At 35.3% G+C, this 19965-nt stretch carries 17 protein-coding genes and 6 tRNA genes; 22 read left to right on the top strand and 1 reads right to left on the bottom strand.

Features of this window, described 5'->3' with window-relative positions:
• The first annotated feature begins 179 nt into the window (after positions 1-179).
• The 6 genes from ACZQK9_RS07810 (at position 180) to ACZQK9_RS07785 (ending at position 756) form a co-directional block, all read left to right on the top strand.
• A tRNA-Asp gene (locus ACZQK9_RS07810) sits at positions 180-253 on the top strand.
• A 31-nt stretch (positions 254-284) separates the two neighbouring features.
• A tRNA-Val gene (locus ACZQK9_RS07805) sits at positions 285-357 on the top strand.
• Between the two features lie 31 nt (positions 358-388).
• Positions 389-461, top strand: a tRNA-Thr gene (locus tag ACZQK9_RS07800).
• 18 nt (positions 462-479) lie between these two features.
• A tRNA-Tyr gene (locus ACZQK9_RS07795) sits at positions 480-561 on the top strand.
• Between the two features lie 29 nt (positions 562-590).
• A tRNA-Met gene (locus ACZQK9_RS07790) sits at positions 591-664 on the top strand.
• Positions 665-683: 19 nt separating this feature from the next.
• Positions 684-756: transfer RNA gene (locus tag ACZQK9_RS07785), tRNA-Phe, on the top strand.
• Between the two features lie 94 nt (positions 757-850).
• Here ACZQK9_RS07785 and ACZQK9_RS07780 read toward each other — a convergent pair.
• Positions 851-1798, bottom strand: a complete 948-nt coding sequence (locus ACZQK9_RS07780) for a GTP-binding protein (RefSeq protein WP_483270224.1) — start codon at positions 1796-1798, stop codon at positions 851-853.
• Between the two features lie 223 nt (positions 1799-2021).
• On the opposite strand from ACZQK9_RS07780, the gene ACZQK9_RS07775 reads away from it, so the two are divergent.
• The 16 genes from ACZQK9_RS07775 (at position 2022) to ACZQK9_RS07700 (ending at position 19955) form a co-directional block, all read left to right on the top strand.
• Complete coding sequence (locus ACZQK9_RS07775) at positions 2022-2291, top strand: phage holin family protein (protein WP_216508007.1); 270 nt, start codon at positions 2022-2024, stop codon at positions 2289-2291.
• A 159-nt stretch (positions 2292-2450) separates the two neighbouring features.
• Positions 2451-2792, top strand: a complete 342-nt coding sequence (locus ACZQK9_RS07770; protein ID WP_483270223.1) for a LytR/AlgR family response regulator transcription factor — start codon at positions 2451-2453, stop codon at positions 2790-2792.
• 21 nt (positions 2793-2813) lie between these two features.
• Positions 2814-4268 (top strand): hypothetical protein, encoded by a 1455-nt coding sequence (locus ACZQK9_RS07765; protein ID WP_483270222.1) that lies wholly within the window; start codon positions 2814-2816, stop codon positions 4266-4268.
• Positions 4269-4410: 142 nt separating this feature from the next.
• Positions 4411-5121, top strand: a complete 711-nt coding sequence (locus ACZQK9_RS07760) for a hypothetical protein (protein WP_483270221.1) — start codon at positions 4411-4413, stop codon at positions 5119-5121.
• 17 nt (positions 5122-5138) lie between these two features.
• Positions 5139-5594 carry a Mov34/MPN/PAD-1 family protein gene (locus ACZQK9_RS07755; RefSeq protein ID WP_483270220.1) on the top strand — a complete coding sequence of 152 codons (456 nt, stop codon included), beginning with the start codon at positions 5139-5141 and terminating at the stop codon, positions 5592-5594.
• Between the two features lie 76 nt (positions 5595-5670).
• The gene (locus ACZQK9_RS07750) at positions 5671-5853 is read left to right on the top strand and encodes a hypothetical protein (protein WP_483270219.1); all 183 of its coding nucleotides are present in this window, start codon (positions 5671-5673) and stop codon (positions 5851-5853) included.
• Positions 5854-6003: 150 nt separating this feature from the next.
• Complete coding sequence (locus ACZQK9_RS07745; protein ID WP_483270218.1) at positions 6004-8748, top strand: AAA family ATPase; 2745 nt, start codon at positions 6004-6006, stop codon at positions 8746-8748.
• 70 nt (positions 8749-8818) lie between these two features.
• Positions 8819-9652, top strand: coding sequence for an AAA family ATPase (locus ACZQK9_RS07740; RefSeq protein ID WP_483270217.1), 834 nt, complete (start codon positions 8819-8821; stop codon positions 9650-9652).
• Between the two features lie 62 nt (positions 9653-9714).
• Positions 9715-11037, top strand: a complete 1323-nt coding sequence (locus ACZQK9_RS07735) for a hypothetical protein (protein WP_249321635.1) — start codon at positions 9715-9717, stop codon at positions 11035-11037.
• Between the two features lie 67 nt (positions 11038-11104).
• Positions 11105-12454 (top strand): coiled-coil domain-containing protein, encoded by a 1350-nt coding sequence (locus ACZQK9_RS07730; protein WP_249321636.1) that lies wholly within the window; start codon positions 11105-11107, stop codon positions 12452-12454.
• A gap of 39 nt (positions 12455-12493) precedes the next feature.
• Complete coding sequence (locus ACZQK9_RS07725) at positions 12494-14188, top strand: Hsp70 family protein (RefSeq protein ID WP_249321638.1); 1695 nt, start codon at positions 12494-12496, stop codon at positions 14186-14188.
• Between the two features lie 14 nt (positions 14189-14202).
• A complete protein-coding gene (locus ACZQK9_RS07720; RefSeq protein ID WP_249321639.1) occupies positions 14203-15321 on the top strand; it encodes a GumC domain-containing protein in 1119 nt (372 codons plus the stop codon).
• 15 nt (positions 15322-15336) lie between these two features.
• On the top strand, positions 15337-15849 hold the full coding sequence (locus ACZQK9_RS07715; protein WP_249321641.1) for a hypothetical protein: 513 nt from the start codon (positions 15337-15339) through the stop codon (positions 15847-15849).
• Between the two features lie 17 nt (positions 15850-15866).
• The gene (locus ACZQK9_RS07710) at positions 15867-16583 is read left to right on the top strand and encodes a hypothetical protein (RefSeq protein ID WP_249321642.1); all 717 of its coding nucleotides are present in this window, start codon (positions 15867-15869) and stop codon (positions 16581-16583) included.
• 7 nt (positions 16584-16590) lie between these two features.
• Positions 16591-19110: an ATP-binding protein gene (locus ACZQK9_RS07705; protein ID WP_249321645.1), complete on the top strand. Its 2520-nt coding sequence runs from the start codon at positions 16591-16593 to the stop codon at positions 19108-19110.
• The gene (locus ACZQK9_RS07700) at positions 19107-19955 is read left to right on the top strand and encodes a hypothetical protein (protein WP_483270216.1); all 849 of its coding nucleotides are present in this window, start codon (positions 19107-19109) and stop codon (positions 19953-19955) included. The genes ACZQK9_RS07705 and ACZQK9_RS07700 overlap by 4 nt, the downstream gene beginning before the upstream one ends.
• Positions 19956-19965: the final 10 nt, after the last annotated feature.

Raw genomic sequence — 19965 nt, 5'->3', positions numbered from 1 at the left:
GATAGGCTTGGAGTGTAATCGTGGCAACACGTTCAGCTGACAAGTACTAATAGGTCGAGGGCTTATCCTTAGAGGTTTTGAGAACGGAAAGATGGATTGTTAAAGGTTAGATATAAGATCTTTGTATGGAGTTCTGAAGGTACATGTTACCTTTTTCCACTGTGAAAACAATGGTGGATGGCCCGGTGGCTCAGCTGGTTAGAGCGCCGCCCTGTCACGGCGGAGGTCGTGGGTTCGAACCCCATCCGGGTCGCTTGTAGCTATAGCTACATAATTAAATATAAGGGATCTTAGCTCAGCTGGGAGAGCATCTGCCTTACAAGCAGAGGGTCATAGGTTCGAGCCCTATAGGTCCCACTTAAACTGATTGATGAATAGCATCGTATATGCCGATGTGGCTCAATTGGCAGAGCAGCTGATTTGTAATCAGCAGGTTATCGGTTCGAGTCCGATCATCGGCTTATCAGTTTAAAAAATTTGGGCGGATTCCCGAGTGGCCAAAGGGGACAGACTGTAAATCTGCTGCTTTATGCTTCGGTGGTTCGAATCCACCTCCGCCCACTTTTTCCTATTTAGGAATAATTTAATATCGCGGGGTGGAGCAGTCTGGAAGCTCGTCGGGCTCATAACCCGAAGGTCATAGGTTCAAATCCTGTCCCCGCTACTAATTACATAAGATACATGCCCAGATAGCTCAGTTGGTAGAGCAGAGGACTGAAAATCCTCGTGTCGCTGGTTCGATTCCGGCTCTGGGCATCTTTTTTATTTGGCGGAAACCACGTAGAATCAAGGGTTTCCGCCGTTTTTTAATGGTTGAAAAATCGCCTAGGTGCGCAAAAAGTGCGCAGAATTAGATATTGGATTTTCCCCAATACCTTTCAATGGCTGCCTGGTTCAGTCCTTCTCCAATGACGATTAGGATTGCCTGACCATTCGGGATTGGCTGAATTTCTGTTTTTTGATGCGTAACGTTGAGGGAAATCCACGAACCATCAGAGAGCTTCTGAAATCCTTTGATTCGGAATACTTTTCCACATGCAGGATCATTTAAGATTTTGGTACAGGATTCTTTCAGAAAATCTTCTGTGAAATCCATATTCATAAAGTATAAGCTGTCGTATGTTTTCTTATCATCAAACCATAGTTTGGTGTAATCTGCGGAATGATAGCCAGATGAAAGGATCGCTTTATAATCTGCATCGGTCAGATCATCCCAGTTTTTTTCTATCGTAACAGAAGGAACCGGTTTCTTTTCAGTGTGGAGAATCTCAAAGGATTGGTCTACATAGTTTTTGGTAGAGGAAAGTTTCACTTCACTTACTTCCTGGACATGACTGTATAAAAGGGCACCTGCCTGTGCCACTTGTGACGCAAGCAGATAGCGGGAAGACTCAGATAATGTCTGTTCCAGATCGGCATCTACGATCGTGATTACATTTCCAATTTCATACCAGCGGTCGAGGGGGGATTCGTGCAGTGCATCGAAAAATTCATCCATATCGAAGATCCCGGATGGCTCTACGAGGACACGATCATAGCCGCACATGCCCATAGCAATCAGCTTTGTCTTGAACCGGCGGCGGTGGCAGTCGGCATCACAGCCACCTGCAACCATTTCCAATGTGCAGTGATCGCCTAAGATATCCTGCAACAGCATGGCATCGACATTGACTGCTCCAAAATCATTTTCGAGGATGCCGATATTCATTCCCTGCTGTATCAGGTAGGTGGCGTATTTTTTTATGAAGGTTGTTTTGCCGGAGCCTAAGAATCCGGTAATCAAATCTATTTGTATCATTTTTATAATCTCCTTTTTATAAATGTGCAAATTGCAGATTTATATTTCTATGGTGTTGCTCATTGTGTTTCTAAAATCAAGTTCATTATATAGTTGTCCGAAATGAGCGTCAAATATATTTTCCGCAGTTACATAAGAAAATATATCATTTGTGGGTCGTTTTGCTGTCAATATGAATCGTTACGACATAGATATAGTATAAGAGAAGGTTTGTGGAGAACGAATGGATATTTCAAGTTATGTAACGGTGCTGCCGATTGTGATTATCTGTTATCTGGTTGGAATCGGGTGTAAGGCGAGCAAGAAGATCAGCGATAAGGCGATTCCGGTGATTGTTGGTATCGTGGGAGGGATTGTTGCGGTGCCTGCCTTGTATATCATGAAGAATTTTCCGGCAGAAGATATCATTACAGCGATTTCGGTTGGAATTATGTCAGGCTTTGCTTCAACGGGGATCAATCAGGTGTATAAACAGAGCAAAAAAGAGGAATAAAATGGAACACAAATGCCAATTTTGACGGATTATATACCAATTATGCATAAACACGAAAATGTATATCTGTTTGTGCTATTATGTGAAAAGTAAAAATTTATAAGATAATTAGCAGGTGAATTTACAAAAGAAAAATTATTTTAGGAGAACGTGTGTGATATGGTTGGAAATAATGTGAAACCAGTACGGGATAATGAGCATTATTTAGAGGCGATTGTCAATCGGAAAATGAGGACAATCCCGATTGCATCCATCGAATATGTAGAGAGCAGAGGGCGGAAGATCGTCTTGCATCTGGGATGTGGCGAGATGACATTTTATTCCAAAATTTCCGATATCGAGGAGCAATTGGTCGATAATGGATTTGTTCGCGTGCATCAGAGCTTTATGGTTCGCGTGTCAGATATATCGAAATTAAGCCGCACAGCTATAAAGTGCGGGAACATAGATGTTCCAGTGAGCCGGAGGTATTACGGGGAGTTGAGGAAGATTCTGGAGTGATAAAGACAAAGGAGAGAATGCATGGATAATAAGGAACAAATAACAACGAGAACTTATAAGATCAAGGCAATTGTAATTGGAATTCTGGCTGTGATGGTATATATAGCAAGTCAATATGTGATGTTTTGTAATCTGCCGATTCTAGAATCTACAGGGGAACGTGTGGAGACTGACTTTCTCAAGTGGGTAATAAATAGAGACATAGGTTGTATTGTTCTTGGAATCATCCTTATGCTTATCCCATATGAGTGGTTGGCAGATAAATTCATAAAGAGTCATGAAAAAAAGTTAAAAAAATCAGCGTCGTATAGAATCTGCACGATTATAGGCGCAGGCATTTTGTTACCAATTGTAGCAGCGTTGTTAGCCATTGCAATTCCCACAGGTCATCCGGATATGGCAATCATTTGCTGTGCAGGCAGTGTGATTGCTCTTGGTGTTTTTGTATTTCCATTATTTGAAAATAAAATAAATTATCAAGGATATCTTGCGTTAGTAGGCTTTATCAGCATGGTATTAATCTATGTGTTAACATTGTATCAAAAACCGGAGTATACAAATGATTTCTATAGATTCCAAATGCCTGAAGACAGATTACAGTATTTATTTATATTGTTTATTTTTCTTTCGATAATAATTGCTGCATTTGGACTGTGCATTACTAAAAAAGAAGGTTCTTTAAAATATAATATTTTAGTATTTACAGGGATAGCGATCATAGCAATCTTTTGTTGGGCTATTGTGTTTAATCTTTTAGGTATGGCGGGGGAAGATGGATTTACTTTGAAACTCCATAGCTTATATATGCAGTACGTGGATTCTAGTATGTCGGAGTTTCATTCCTCTTCCTTTATGATTTTATTGGGAATGCTTGCTGTGAATATTGTCTTTTCAGCAGCCCAAGTAAAGTGTACATCGAAGTATTCGGCAAGCAGAGCGGATATTTTACGCTGGGTGACTATTATGTTTGTAATGTTAACTGTATGGCAGATCGGAGTAGGATGTACGAAGCCGTATGACAGATGTGATTCTCTTGTAGCGGATCATACCTATGCATTACTGCTATTTATGTTGTTGCGAGCAATGATCATTCCAAGAAAAACAGAACCAGAGATTGCATGTGACTTTGATCCAGAGGAAGATGTAAATATATGGAATATGAAAGAGTCAAATGATATTCTGGAAGTAGACACGCAAAGTCTGAACGAAAAGACGGATCTGTTAATCAATTATGTACGTATGCTTGAAATACGTATCCGTAAATTAGAAATAGAGTGTAATCAAGAAGAGTCTTCTGTAAATAAAGAGTCCGCGGAGGAAGAGATAAAAGCGATACAGGAGCTTCTTCATAAGAGTGAAGAGGCGGGAAGACCGACAGAATATCAACAATTCCGGACGAAAGCAAAGGATATTAATGACAGAAGGCGAAAGAAGTTTAGAGAGGTAATGGGGATAGAGGAAGATGAGAAGTACTGATTTAAAAAGTGCTAAAAGTAGGTGATTACAGTATATGTATAGTATTTTTAATAATGATAGAAAACAGTTATGTTCGTATGAAGGAAATAAGGTATACGATTCGAGCAATGCCTTTATAAGAAAGGAAATTGGATGCTTTGATATGGAAGGAAATGTATATCGAAATAATACATTGATAGGTAAAGTAAATACAGATGGATATATGTATTTGAGAGGACAACGAATAGGTAGATGCGAAAATGGAGTAATTACAGATGGATCATGGTATACAGACTCATATAATCCAAAAGAGGGAGATATGGGATATTATGAGGGATATGATGAGTTTAGTGCCGCCGCCGCTGCGTTAGTTGTAATTGAACATTTAAAGAATAATCAAATTAATACAAATTATACATGTTACAGTAAAAAAAGAAATGATAATCGAAAGATAGAAGAAAAACAAGAATATGCAGAAAATAAATCATCAGGAAATCCATTAATAGATTGGCTTGGAGCAGAATATTTAGTTGGAACTTGGATGGATTTAAAGTTTGAACGTATACAAAAAGTCCGTTTGAGGGACATATTAATATGGATACTTTTTATATTTGAAAATATAGTAGTAGGATCAACATGCATAGAATTTTTTGTGGATGCTCCTAAGGGAGTTATAATTTTTTCATGCATAATAGTTAGTCTATCAATGTTTAATTTTGTTAGAAATAAAGATAGAGAAACTGTATTTGAAATTATCATAACTATATTTGGGGGAATTATTTGTAACATGATTAGGCTTGCTGGTGTAGTAGCAGAGACATATGGACTTTATTATTTGTATATATTTTGTGAGTATTTGATAGGCAATAAATAATGTTTTAAAAGCAGATAGTGAAATTATATAGTATTAATAAATATGATATGATGATTAATAATATTTTGATGACAAAAGAAGTATATAACCAAATATTGGATACAATTGCAGTTCAGCCTCCTGAAACCGGTGGAGTGTTAGGGAGAAAAAATGGAATAATATGTAAATATTTCTATGATGGTAATGCAGACATAAATCAGTATGAATATGTCCCTAATGTAGAAAAAATAAATACAATATTAGCGCAATGGTTAAAAGATGATATTGAGTTTGCGGGGATCATACATAGTCATCCAGAAGATGTAAATGAGTTATCATATGCGGATATACATTATGCAAGAAAAATATTACAAGAGAATAGCCTTGAGTATGTTATTTTTCCATTAGTTGTGAGAAAAACATTTTATATGTATTTAATTAAAAGTAACAGTATATATCAATGTGGGGTAAGTGTTATAGATAAAATATGTTAGAGAATATGTTACATGTACAAAGATTTTTGTAGATCTTTGTTTATGTATAAAGTACAAGAGAAAGGGGAAAAACGTTATGGAGGAAAAGAAAACAGTAAAATTAAGTGAGGGAACATGCTGTGCGTATTGTTGTGGAGACTGCGGATGGTCTGAACCTGGTGGAGACAGCAGTGGAAAAATCTGGTGTACAAGAAATAAGGCATACTATTATCCTTACGAAAGTTCGAATGGATGTAGTGGGTACTTTACAAGAAAGTAATCCATAGGACGAAGGGATGAATGTGAACATTAATATATACATTCATCCCTTTTAATGTAGAACTACAAAAAACATCTGCTTTTTAGGGAAAATCCAAATGGGCAAGATGCTTCATACAATATATGACATAAAGATAACTGGAGGTTTAAGATGGCAAATTTATTTGATATTGGTTCAGGGGGATCGCGAATTAGATATTTTGTATGCAAGTCAAGTGAAGAAATTATTATGAATACATTGGAATTAATAACAGCAGATGAGTATTTGTATAGGGTTCTTATAAATGAAGGATACGAGAGGATAGTATTCCTTGATGAAGATGTATCAGCCTTTTCTTATGATGAATTCTCGAAAATGTCGTTTGAAAAAGTTAAGGAATTTGAGAAGGAAAATAGAAGATTGTCAAAAGAGGAAAAAGCGGAGCTGATAGATAATATAAAAAAAAGTGCCGGTAATAATGGTTTAAGTGCTTTAAAATTAAATAATTTAAAGAGGGCGGGAACACCCACAAAACCTGAATCAGATGAGAAACAGCCAAAGCAGCCAATGTTTGGTAAAAGAAAAGTAATATGGACAGAAACACAGTGGAATTCTCATGTGGGGGAGTGCTTGTCATCGGAATATATAAAAACCGCTTTGGTTATGCCAATATCTCGATTTTTTGGAGGAGAATATAAGAAGCGAGGGCGTATGTTAACGAGAAACCTAAATGATGCGGCTAGGACGAAAAATGTAGTAATCTTCAAACTTGATAATGAAGATCAATTTTTGGTAAATTGGGCAAATGATGAAGCGGTTAGGACGATGGACGGCGATATGGCAACAATTTATGGTAACCATGTAGCTGGGAAAAAGGCAAGTATTTCAGATATTTTAAAAAAAAGATTGATAAAAGTGTCAGGATTAAATAGTAGTGATATAGCTAATTGTATATTGCGATTAAAATATATAGAGTCAGATAGTCAAAAAAGGTATTTTGCTAATCTAAATGTGACTCAGTCTTATTTATTAGGACGATCTATATTCGAACATGTTGAAAATAAGAAACCTATTGTGGAAGATAATGATGATACTTTTGTTAGTTCTGATGTTGGAACTAGAACAATTTTCGATATATTGAAAAATTACGCGAATTCTATAGTGGAGGAATATAAAGATAAGATTGATGATGAAGAATGGGACTATACACCACACAGTGATGTTAGTAGTTATGGTCTTGAGAGAGTTAACTTAAGATATGCTAAGGATAATATAAAGTCTAATAAAATATTTGACATAGAGGAGGCTTTTTCCGAAGTAATTGGATTAGACGATGTAAAAAACTTGATTCGTAAATGGAAAGCTAGATTAAAGGTACAGGAGCAAAAAAAAGATATTGGTAGTAATAATACTATGACGAGACATATGATGTTCAAGGGAAATTCTGGTACAGGAAAGACAAAAATGGCAAGGATAGTTGCAGATATTTTATATAATATGAATATTCTTAAAACAAATAAGTTGGTAGAAGTAAAACGCTCTGATCTAGTGGCGGGATATGTAGGACAAACAGCTACCCAAACACGAGAAGTAATAGAGTCTGCATTAGATGGAGTTTTATTTATTGATGAGGCATATTCGTTATCAGCAGGAGGAGAAAAAGATTTTGGAATAGAAGCAATAAATGAGCTTGTTAAGATGATGGATGACAACAGGGATAGACTTGTGGTGATTTTAGCTGGATATAGTAAAGAGATGGATGATTTCTTAGATAAAAACGATGGATTAAAATCTAGGATTCCCAATATTATTCAGTTTCCCGATTATGAAGTAGATCAGTTGATGCAGATTGCACAGGGAATGTATAGTGCGCAAAGATATGAATTAGATGAAGCTGCAAAAGATGTACTGAGAAGCAAGCTAGAAGCTGCCAGTCATGAAAGGAATTTTGGAAATGGAAGATATGTTAGAAATCTGATGGAGGAATCAATAAATAATCAAGCATATCGATTAACTCAAAAAAAAGATTATTCACCATCTGAATGGAATATTATATTGGCTGAAGATATTGACGCTCAATTGACTGAAGATATTGACACCCAAATGAAAGGAAAGGAGTTTGATCTTGAAGCGGTTTTTAATAAGATAATAGGATTAGATACTGTTAAAGAAATTATCAGAGCATGGAAATCGGAGCAGGAGATACAAAAGAAGCGAAAAGAAAATGGCCTCCCAGTGGATGAAACTAAAACCATGCATATGATGTTTACAGGAAATCCAGGTACAGGAAAGACAACTATGGCAAGGATAGTTGCAGATATTTTATATAATATGAATATTCTTAAAACAAATAAGTTGGTAGAAGTAACACGAGCTGATTTAGTGGGAAAATATGTAGGGGAAAGTGCACCTCAAACGCGAAAGAAAATTGAGGAAGCATTAGATGGAGTTTTATTTATTGATGAAGCATATTCGTTATCAAGAGGAGGGGAAAATGATTTTGGTAAAGAAGTAATAGATGAGCTTGTTAAGATGATGGATGAAAACCGGGATAGACTCGTGGTGATTTTAGCTGGATATGGTGACGAGATGAATAATGTCTTAGATAGTAATGCTGGATTAAAATCTAGGATTTCCAATATTATTGAGTTTCCTGATTATACAGTAGATGAGTTGATGCAGATTGCTCAGGAAATGTATGGTGCTCTACAATATGAATTAGATGAAGAGGCAACAGATGCATTGAGAAGCAAACTAGAAGCTGCTAGTCATGAAGAACATTTTGGAAATGGAAGAACAGTTAGGAATATATATGAGAAATCAGTAAGCCAGCAAGCTTTAAGACTATCAAAAAAAGAAGTAGGGAAAGAAGAACTAACAAAGATAATTGCAGAAGACATTAATGGGATATTATAGCATTTTTTACTGTAAAGGTTAAACAGTATAAATTTGAGAAATTTAGATGAGAAATTTGGAGGTAGAAAAAATGAGTTGTAATGAAAATTATGCTAATGGAGTTATAAAGTCAAATAAGAATTTCAATCTTGAGGATGCTTTTTCTGAATTAATTGGATTGGACAGTGTAAAAAATATAATTCGTGAGTGGAAAGATATGTTAGAGGTACAGAAGGATACTGGTATTAATAACACTATGACGAGACATATGATTTTCAAGGGAAATCCGGGTACAGGAAAGACAACTATGGCAAGGATAGTTGCAGATATTTTATATAATATGAATATTCTTAAAACAAATAAGTTGGTAGAAGTAGACCGCTCTGATCTAGTGGCAGGGTATGTAGGACAAACAGCTCTTAAAACACGAAAAGTAATTGAATCTGCATTAGATGGAGTTTTATTTATTGATGAAGCATATTCATTATTAGCAGGAGGAGAAAATGATTTTGGAATAGAAGCAATAAGTGAGCTATTTAAGATGATGTATGAAAATTGGGATAGACTTGTGGTAATTTTAGCTGGATATGGTAAAGAGATGGATGATTTCTTAGATAAAAACGATGGATTAAAAGCTAAGATTTCCAATATTATCGAGTTCCCTGATTATACAGTAGATGAGTTGATGCAGATTGCGCAGGAAATGTATAGTGCGCAAAAATATGAATTAGATGAAGAGGCAATTGATGCACTGAGAAGCAAACTAGAAACTGCTAGTCATGAAGAACATTTTGGAAATGGTAGATATGTTAGAAATCTGATGGAGGCATCAATAAGCCGGCAAGCTTTAAGATTATCAAAAAAAGAAGTAGGGAAAGAAGAACTAACAAAGATAATTGCGGAAGACATTAATGGGATATCATAGCATATTATTTTAGATGTTAAACAGTATAAATAAAAAAATTTGAGAAAGTTGGAGGTAGAAAAATGAGTTATAACGAGACTTATGTTAATGATGATGCATGGAGAAAACGTCAAGAAGAAGTTAAGAAAGACGAGGCATTTGTAATAAAGACAAAATCAAAAATAGAGGAGATAGATAGATATATTAACAATAAGAAAAATGATTATGCCAATATATGTAACAACAATGAAAAAAGGCTGGATCATGCGTTATCCTCGTTGATGGATTCGTTTAATAAATCCATGAATAGCGTAAAAACAGCAGGGGATATGGCTGTAATTAATGCAAAAAATAATTTTGAAAATCAAGTTTCTGATATTCGGAGCGATATTAAAAAGACTGGAGCAGATATATCAATAATAAATGTAAAAATTAATGAAGTAGCAACTGCTTTTAATGAGACATTTAAAAGTATTGTAGATGCTCAAAATAGTGAAGCTGATAAGGCGAATTGTTATGCAACTCATTTGAAAGACATATTAGATCAGATTTCACATTTATATCCAGAGATACATAAACCAATGGAGTATAACGGCTTGGTCAATATATATAACAATTTAAATAACAATATAAGTTCTGGAACTTATCTGGCAGGTATTGCAGTAGCTCAAACAGGTATATTGGAAGCAAGTAAGCTATTAACTGAATTAATTGCAATTAATGAGCGTGCGAATATTATGTTAGAGGAAATATATAAGGAATGTTCAGATGTAAAGAAAAACATGATGAAATTGACATCTGATGAAGCAGTGTTATCAATTGTGGTTGATGGAGAAACAGAGGAGTATGAATACAATATTCGCCGCTGGTCGGAACGACTTTGTGATGGATTGAGTTTTAATGATATCGAGAAAGAATATTGTCAGCAAGAGGAAAAACTTGGTAGAACTTGTTCTATAGAGGAGTTACAAATAATTAAACAGAATTTAGATGTAATTAAAAGAAAACTTTCACTTTGTGACAGTGAATCACGAGAACTTATGATGGGTGCTGTTGCAGCAGCAAGCACTGCAGAGTCGATGGTATCGGCATTAAATGCTGCAGGTTGGGATATAACGACGGTAGAAAATAATGATGAAAGAGATCCTATTACAATGAAAGGGGATGATGGTGCAGGTAATGAAGTTGCGGTGGTTATTTCATCAGGTGGTGAAAGTCCTTCCGTGTCATGGTATATCGATGATGACGATTCGGTTCAGAAGGAGATGAAGGAAGAGGCACTTCGTAATGAGTTATGTGATTGTGGAATAGGTACAGTTTATACGGAGAGGGATATTAAGAATTGCGAAAGAATCAATTCAGCAGATGATTTTGTAGACAAGACCATGACAGATTCGTTGATTTAGTAATAAGTTTTCTTTGTTTTTGCTAATAAGTAGATTTTTAGGTGAAATGGAGATTCGGAGGTACGTTATGTATGTAAATAATTCTGTATATAAAAACTTCGAGAAGAAAGAAAAAAATTTAAAAGATGCTAAGAGGAGTTTTTTAGATGAACTTAAGCTGAAAGAGGAAAAAGCCAGACAGGTTGATGCATCCTTGGATGAAATAATAACAAAACAAAATAAGGAGATGGATATTAAATTAGAGGGGGTAAAAGGCACTCTTGAAGACGAACTGTCCAGTTTAGACACTGAAATAAGATTAAATATCGGACGCATGAATGTCGAAAATAAACAAAAAATTGATGCGATTAAGGCTGAATTGTCACAAGTTAAGTGGGATGTTGATAATGTGAACAGGAAAGTCGAAAAGGTTACGAAGGAAATAAATGATCGATTTGCCGAAATTCAAAAGAAATTAAAAACAAACGAAGAAAAAGCTCTGGTATATAAAATCAGCCTTAAAGATTGCTTTGATAAAATGAAAAAATTATACGGGGAATTACTCTTGCCCAATGAGGTAAATGAGATAGGAGAAAGTATTCGGTTCATTCAGGAAGATATAAAAGGGGAGTCGTATGAAGCTGCTATAGCGCTTGCGCAGAAGAAAATTGTTGATGCTACAAGGTATTATGCAGAGCTAGAGATTAAGAATGAGCAATTCAAAAGTCTATGCAATAAAATTAGAAGTGTAGAAGAACAAATAAACCAATATGCGGATATTCCATATGAGGAGATGGCATCAAATGATGGGAGTGTACCAGAGGAGGAAAATGTAAAGTATTGGTCAGATGGCGTTCATAAAATACTGATAGAAAATTACAATGTAATTACAGCAGATGAGGTTAATTATGAAAAACAGATGGATATTGAGGGTCTGCAAAGATCGTATGATTTATTAAATAAGTTGCTTGAGGATTTTCAAGCTTGTTTGGATTATGCCCTTCGCAGAGCGGAGGATTTTAATGCTTTGATAAGTATTGCTGAAACGCTTACTAATATAATGGAGTCAGAAGGCTGGACGGAGACAGGAAGTAAATTTGTAGACGGAGATTATAGAAAAAATTATATTGGTGAATTTGACAATGGGGCAGGACAAGATGCAGTTCTGGAGGTGTTGTCATGTAGAAATGTAAACAAGGTAAGACTTCGAAATGGAAAAACCGAATATCAGACTGGAGATATTGAATTTGTTTTAAATTTATATGGTTACAGTGAAGAAGGAGCCAGAATCGTATGGGAAGAAATTATTAGTAAGTTCAATGGAGGAGGAGTAACTAAATATGAACCTAAAGGAAAAGAATCAATGTATGAAGAGTATGAGGCACTAAGGGAAAAACGAATAAATAACATGAAACAGGTTCTAAGTTTGGATGTTTAGTTAAAAATTAAACAATAAACGATTAGAGAGGTAAGCAGTATGAACATAGGATTGGATTTTGGAACTACATATTCTGTAATATCAAGAGTAAACAAAAGATCTGATGCGGCAGATGATTATAGTATAGATGCATTAAGACTTAAAGCAGCAAATTTAAAGGAAAGCATAAGTTCATTGGTTGTAAAGGATTCAAGTGGTAATTTAGTGTGTGGTAGAAACGCGTTAGGAAAAATGAAAGAAGCTGGATCTGTAGTGTATAGAGGATTTAAAATGATGCTTACAGAGAAAAGCAAGCAAAAACGCCATGATCGTGGATATGATGAAGTTATTACTCCAGAAAAGGTTACAGAGATTTATATAAGATTTTTGTTTGATCAAGCACGTGCTTGTGAAAGAATCCCTGTGGAATTTGATAAAGTGGTAGTAGGTGTTCCTGCCGTATGGTTTGATAGTAATAAGGCAAATGATAGTCGAGTGTTTATAGAGGATATTGTAAAAGAAAACAGTAGAGCAAAGATGGTAGAGGTAATAAGTGAGCCGGAACTTGCTTGTGCGTATTTTACAGATAATTATTACAAGAACAGGAAAGAACATTATAATGGAAAGATTCTGTTAGTAGATTATGGTGGAGGTACATTGGATTTGTCACTCTGCGATGTGAAATATAATGGAGAACGTTGTGAAATAACTTTAGTAAGGCGATCAGGTGCGGGAATATCAGATGGAAGCAACAACTTAGGAAGTGCAGGTCTGGCATTTATCGAAAAAATTTTGGAATTGGTTTGTAAAAGAAATGGAATTGAAATGAATAACCAAGATAAAGATTATTACGATTGCATTAATGATATTGAGGGAGCGTTAATTGAAGGAACTGATTCATTTTTTGACAATAATAAAATGACTGATGAGTTGGTATTTTCTTATGTGTTTGATGGAGGAATGAAAGAACTTCTGGAGGAAACATTTTGTGATATATATGTATCAGGAGAAAATTATAATATCACATATGGGGATTTAAAGAAGGCATATGATGTTGTGATTAATCCGGTATTAAAAGAAAAACTGGATGATATGAAAGGGTATATAGATGCTAAAAAAATAGAAAATGAAAATTTAAAAATTGCAATGGTTGGAGGTTTTTGTAATTTTTACTTAACTCAAAAACAGATATGTAAGAGCTTTTCTTATGGTGGGATGGATGATCCAAGATTTAAAGATATGATGAGCAATGTCAGTGATTGTGAAAAAGCTATATCGTATGGAGCAGCATTAGTTGCTGAGGGAGTCATAGATATCAAGCGGGTTGCACCATATCATATAGGGTTTGCAAGTATGCGAAATGGCAAACTTGATAAGGTTTACTATGCAGTACATAAAGGAGATGTGATTGCTCCAGACAAGGTTTATTGGCGTAGTGAAAATTTTAGTGGAAGATTACGGGATATTGTTATAAACAGAGCGGATACGACAATCGAGGATGCAAGGATGGATATTCATGTGGAACATGGGGAACTCGATGGAGAGTATTTGGAGAGTTTAGATAGTATTACTAAGGCAGATGTATTCAAATTTGGGATATCCCTGGATAAATCGTTAGTGATAACTGTGCATGTTAGAGTTCAAAAACAGAATGAGAATGGTGAATATGTAGACCTGCCTGAAAATACTCAACCGAAACCAATTAGATTAGGAAATATAGATTCAATATTAGGGTCTTTGCGAACCGTCAAGTAAAAAGGAGGTTGCCAATGTTTGAGATTACAAAAAAATACATAAGAACTTTAGAGGAGAAAGTACAGGATGATTATCCAATCTCAATTGATAATTTGGTGGAATTACACAATAATATTAATGAAGATGTATTCCAATATGACGATGATCCAGAACGCTCTTTGCAGGAGATGGAAGTGGATGCTCCAAATACTTTACCAGCAAAGCTTTTAAGAATGCGTAATGCTGAAAAGTGTATGTATGATGTTAGTATAAGAAAAGGACTGGCACAAGTGCCTGCATTTGTGCAGAAAAAAATAAATGAACTTTCAGAGAAACTGAATAATGCAGATAAAGAGCTGAAAGATCTTGGCATAAAATTAAAGAAAATGGAAGAGCAAGAAAAAACACTTCAGGAAACAAGAGGTGCTCTTGTCGAAAAAGAGAAAGCATATAAAGACGTAAGTGAAAAAATATCAGAAAATAAGGCAAAGATAGAGGAACTCGAAAAAGTAGATTTGGATGCGTTACGGAAACAAAAACAAAAGTATGAAAGTGACTTTAATAAACGGAATGAGGAATTTATCACTGCTGATAGTGAGCTAAAAAAAGCAAAACAGGACTATGAGATGGTTGAGAATAACTTACAGGAAGCAACAGAAGAAAAAAAGAAAAAAGAAGCGGAAAAAGGAAAACTGGAAAAGAGATATAAAGAAACAGTTAAAAGGATAGAAGAGTTGCCCGACGAAATAAAGAAACTAGAACGAGACGTAGATGAGCAGGAGAGCATATATGAAGAGAATACAAAAAAATTGGAGGAAGAAAAGAAAAATCTGCAGGATAAACTAGAAGAAATTAAAGTAAAAGAGAGGGGAGTGGATGAGGACATCAAAGAACTGTCAGGGATATATAAAATGGTATGTGATGATAAAGTAGTAATAGATTTGTATTCAATTGATGGAGCACAGGAAATATTAAAGGTAGATGAAGATGGCAGAGTAGGTATTCTTCCAAGAACGCCCCAAAATGTAGAGGAATTAAACTTGTGGTTTGATTCCATGGAGAAAGTAATAAAAGAATTAATATATATATATGGCAAGGAATATAAAAAGATATTAGATCTGATTGTAAAGAGAAATAAGGATATTGGTAAATAAGGAGGGGTTAAATATATGAAGATATGTAGATGTTGTGGTCGCTCGATGGAGAACTCTGAAATGAAGTGCACCAGATGTGGTTGCCAATATGTAAATACATTAGATGATGACGCGGAAAATAGAGAGATTCAGAGATGCCAGGATATGAGAAACAAAATCATACTTCCTAAGATAACGGAGATTGCTGTAAATGCATATGAATATCAGTTAAGAGGAGCAGATGGCGGATTGGAGAGCAAGGGCAGGAAAAAAATTATTTTGGCTGATGGAGTTATGTGTTCAGATAGAATTTATTGGTCTCCAGTGTCGTTTGGGCAGTGGTTATATAGTGAAGAGGCACAGGATCTGGAACTGTCTTATAAATATGCTGGTAAAGAGTATATTATATATGCAAAGATTAAGCCGATAAAGTGTGATGATTATTGGCGAGTTGGGTTATATATTGATGCAAAATTAAATTTATGGATTTATGTAGGAACAGATAAGAAATATAGTAAAGCTGGACCGTATGAGATAACATTAGCCTAACACGGGGGAGAATATACATGAAAAAGTGTCCAAGTTGTAATGATTATGCGTTATATGATGATGAGATAACAACATGCCCATTATGTGGAGCTACATTGGTTACATATCGACGTACTGTAGTACATAGAGCAACTGGTAGTGTGGTAAAACCTGTGTCAAGTAATGCCACCGTAAACAGATCAGGAACAGGGGATTCACAGTCGTCTTCTGTCAGCGCAGAACCGAGTTTTGAGACAAGAGAAGGTTTTCGATATATTTACAGAGGAACGGTTACAGAGGTAAATTCTCATGCAAGATACCATAATAGACTAAAAAAAATAATTAATGCGATATTTAGAGGAGAACCATATCAGTTTGGAAATACATCTCATGAGACGGTTTTCAGACTAGAAGAATTTCACAGAGGACGTTTGTCAGGTAAAAAAAGAGACTTGATATTTTATGGAGATATAGAAGGGCGCTTAAATTATGGAGATGATGTGCGTGTGGTAGTGAAGAAAAGAGGAGACAGATATGTAGCGACAAAAATATACTCAAATGAGACAGAGTCACAGATAAGGCCAACACCTCAGATACCAGCGATATTTTTTTCATTACTTTTGCTTCTTGTAGTTTTTCTCAGTTACTACCTTGTTAGTTCGGGGATAGTGGTGGCACTGCTTGCGAAGGTTGTAACATATGCAATATTGATTATTGCATTTTTGATATTTATTAAAAGTTTTTTTGGAGATTAGATGAATTATGGCAAATTACTATACTCATATATATGAAGATTTTTTGGCACATACAGATGAGATATATGACTTTCTGTCTGGTGAATATATGGAAGGGTTTAACGGCAGATGGATGTCGTATGAAAATGATTATGATGTTCTTTCAAATATGAGGTACGTGGAGATTGCATCATACAGGAAATTACAGAATGATGATAGAAATATATCAGAAATAAAAAGAGCAGTTTTAGATACATTGAGTTCATATCATAACATTGGTGCGGCAGTAGCATATATTATTGTATCTATAGATGGAATGCAGAAGATTTATTTGGCTTCTGAGACAACCCCGGGAATCGATAATGCTTTGCGCAATGCTTTGCCAAGCATGAATTGCATGAATAAGTTTATAACAGATATTGATCGAAGAAGGATTAGCAGGTGTTCGGGAATAGTAACAGGTAAAGTGAGTATAGAAAACGATATTGTGGATAGCATTATGAATGTAATGCAGGATATGGATTCCATGGTGTGTATTTTAGCCAGACCTGTAGAAAATGTAAAAATGCGTCGTATTCAAAATTCAATATATGAATTACTAAATTTATCACAGTCTTTTTTGAACATAAATAATACATTCGGAAGTGGATCGAGAATAGAGATACACAATGATTTTCCTGGAAATAGTAGATTGGCAAATTATCTTGAAAAATTGAAGGAGTACTATAACAACCTTGTGGGCGGCTTATGGGAAAGTGTTGTATGGTTTACAGCTTCAAATGTTACAGATGCACAAAAACTTGGTACGACACTTGCAGGCTGTTTAAAAAGTGAAGATACATTGGGGTTAGAAAATGTAAAATATTTTTTTATTGACAGAAATGAGTTTGCAAGGAACAGAATGATTATTCCACAGGCAAGATATGCAATTCCAACATACAATATAGACCAGAGCCTGTTAAAGGGCAGTTTGGTGTCATATGTTTCAGGAAATGATTTGGCAAGTCTGTTTCAGTTGCCGTTATATAGCCACCGTGGTTTGGAAGTAATTGATACAAATGTTAGTTCAGATAGTAAACATGATTTTAGATATAATATGGCTCCTGTCACAGATGTTGCACAGTCATTTGAGTTGGGCGTTATGAGTAATAGTAAGCAACCATATAGGGTGGAATTTAACAGCTTGCTTAGACATGTTCTGGTTACTGGTGCTACAGGAGGCGGAAAAACCAACACGGTCATGTCTATATTAGAAAATGTGTATAGAAGTTCAAAGACTTTTTGTGTCATAGAACCTGCCAAGAAAGATTATTGGAAAATGATGAATGTCGTTGATGATTTGTATGTATTTTCCTCAGGATATGATGCACGACCATTGTTGATTAATCCTCTTGAACCAGAAGATGGGGTAAAAATAGGTAATCATATTGATGAATTAATGTATGCGTTTTCAGGGGCATTTGATTTAGAAAAACGAATAGGAATAGAATTTAAGGGGCTACTTACATATACATATAAGAAATTTAATTGGTTGTGTTCGGATATTGCTATAAAAAATCGTCAAAAGTATCCAACAATCAAAGATGTACTGAACAATTTAGATGAATATTCCGACAACTACATTCGTTCAGGAAGAGAGGTCAAGCAGGATATAGAAGGTGCTCTTTCTGCAAGACTTAATGATTTGATGAATACGGGATGCTTAGATAGTAGAGGCAGTGATAAGCAAATAACCGGTGAATTTCTGTGTAATCATTGTTGTGTTATAGAATTAGATGATTTGTCACTAGAAATGAAACCATTTGTGGCAAATATATTGTTGATTCAGATAAATGAGTATATCAGGAAACAGAATGGTTCTAGAAGTTTGAAGAGTGTTCTTGTTTTGGAAGAGGCACATAATATTATTTCCAATATTTTACCAGGAACAGAAATCAGTTCAAAAGCTTTGGCAAGTCAGTATTTTACTAGTATGCTGACTGAACTTCGTGAGTATGGAATAGGAATTGTTATAGCAGATCAGAGTCCATCAAAGTTGAATATGGAAGCGGTCAACACTACGGGTACAAAGATCATTCATGCAACAGCAAGTGAAAAAGATGTAGATATGGTTGCATATCATTTGCGGTTAAATGAATATCAGAGAGGGTTGTTATCTATGCTGGGATGTGGACAGGCTGTAATTTCGAGTCTTGGAAATGAAATTGCTGCGCAGGTTGATGTCGGACAAAGATGCCATGACAAAATTTTGAATTTGGCTTATTTGTACTGTGAAAAAGGATTGTTTGGTCGTGATGAGCGGATAGAAAGAATTGTACCTTTGGACATAAATACACGTATGTTTATAGAGAAGGTTATGATGAATAGATATGATAGAAATGTAGTTACTCGGATGGTGGATGAATTTTTTGGAAGATATAATTTGAATGTACATGATAAACTGTGTGCATTAGGATATATTGTAACTAATTATAATTCGAACAACTATGGAATGAGAGAAAAGCGTATTGTGCTGTACGCCTATGCGATTGGGAGTGGTGTGATATGAAAGAATTATACGAGGAAGAACCTGAAGTCTATGAGACAAAAGCAGGGAATAGGGATATAAATAATAATGAGATATCCTACGAATGTGATTTCTCTTCTAATGAAGAAATAACGTCCAAGGAAATTGCTGATGCAGTGCATGATGAAACAAAGAGAGATATGATGGAAGAGCATGGTGACGTCATGAATGAGTCACAGCGGGAAATGCTCGATTCGGACGAAACTAAAGATCATCTTAATGTTATTTCAAGTCAGGAATATGTTGATAGATTTGAGGAGGTTCCGTTTAATGTTGTTGGGCATTGCGATAAGGAAGGAAATATATTTATAAAAGATATTTCAATGCCAGTAATCGAGCATGTGTCTGTTCATGAAACAATGCATTTATGTGCTGATAGACAAGAAATCAATATGGAAAATGGGGATACAAAATTGGTTAGCGGTCTTAGAGAAACGACCTTTCATGAAGATGGGAGAATCACGGATAAAAACGAGAAAATTAATGAAGGAATTACAGAAATGTATACAATGAGGGAGTTAAGATCGCAAGAACTGGACGACGCAAGTGAGTCAATTGTGTCTTATCCAGAAGCAAGAGTATGGGCAGAACGTCTTGAAAAGTTGGTAGGTCAAGAAAATGTAGAAGCAGCTTATTTCGGCACAGATAAAAAGAGTATAGAAAGAGAGTTTAATAGATTGAGTGGAAATGATGAAAGTGCATGGAACAGATTTTCTAAGGATATTGATGTTGTAGAGAACAGTCAGGATATGGATGAGATCAGACATGCAAAGGAACGATTGTTTATTCAATATAAGACGATATATATGAATAAATATATGGGTTGAAAGGATGTGT

The sequence above is a fragment of the Wujia sp. genome, assembly GCF_056872695.1.
This window is presented reverse-complemented; position numbering and strand designations above follow the sequence as displayed.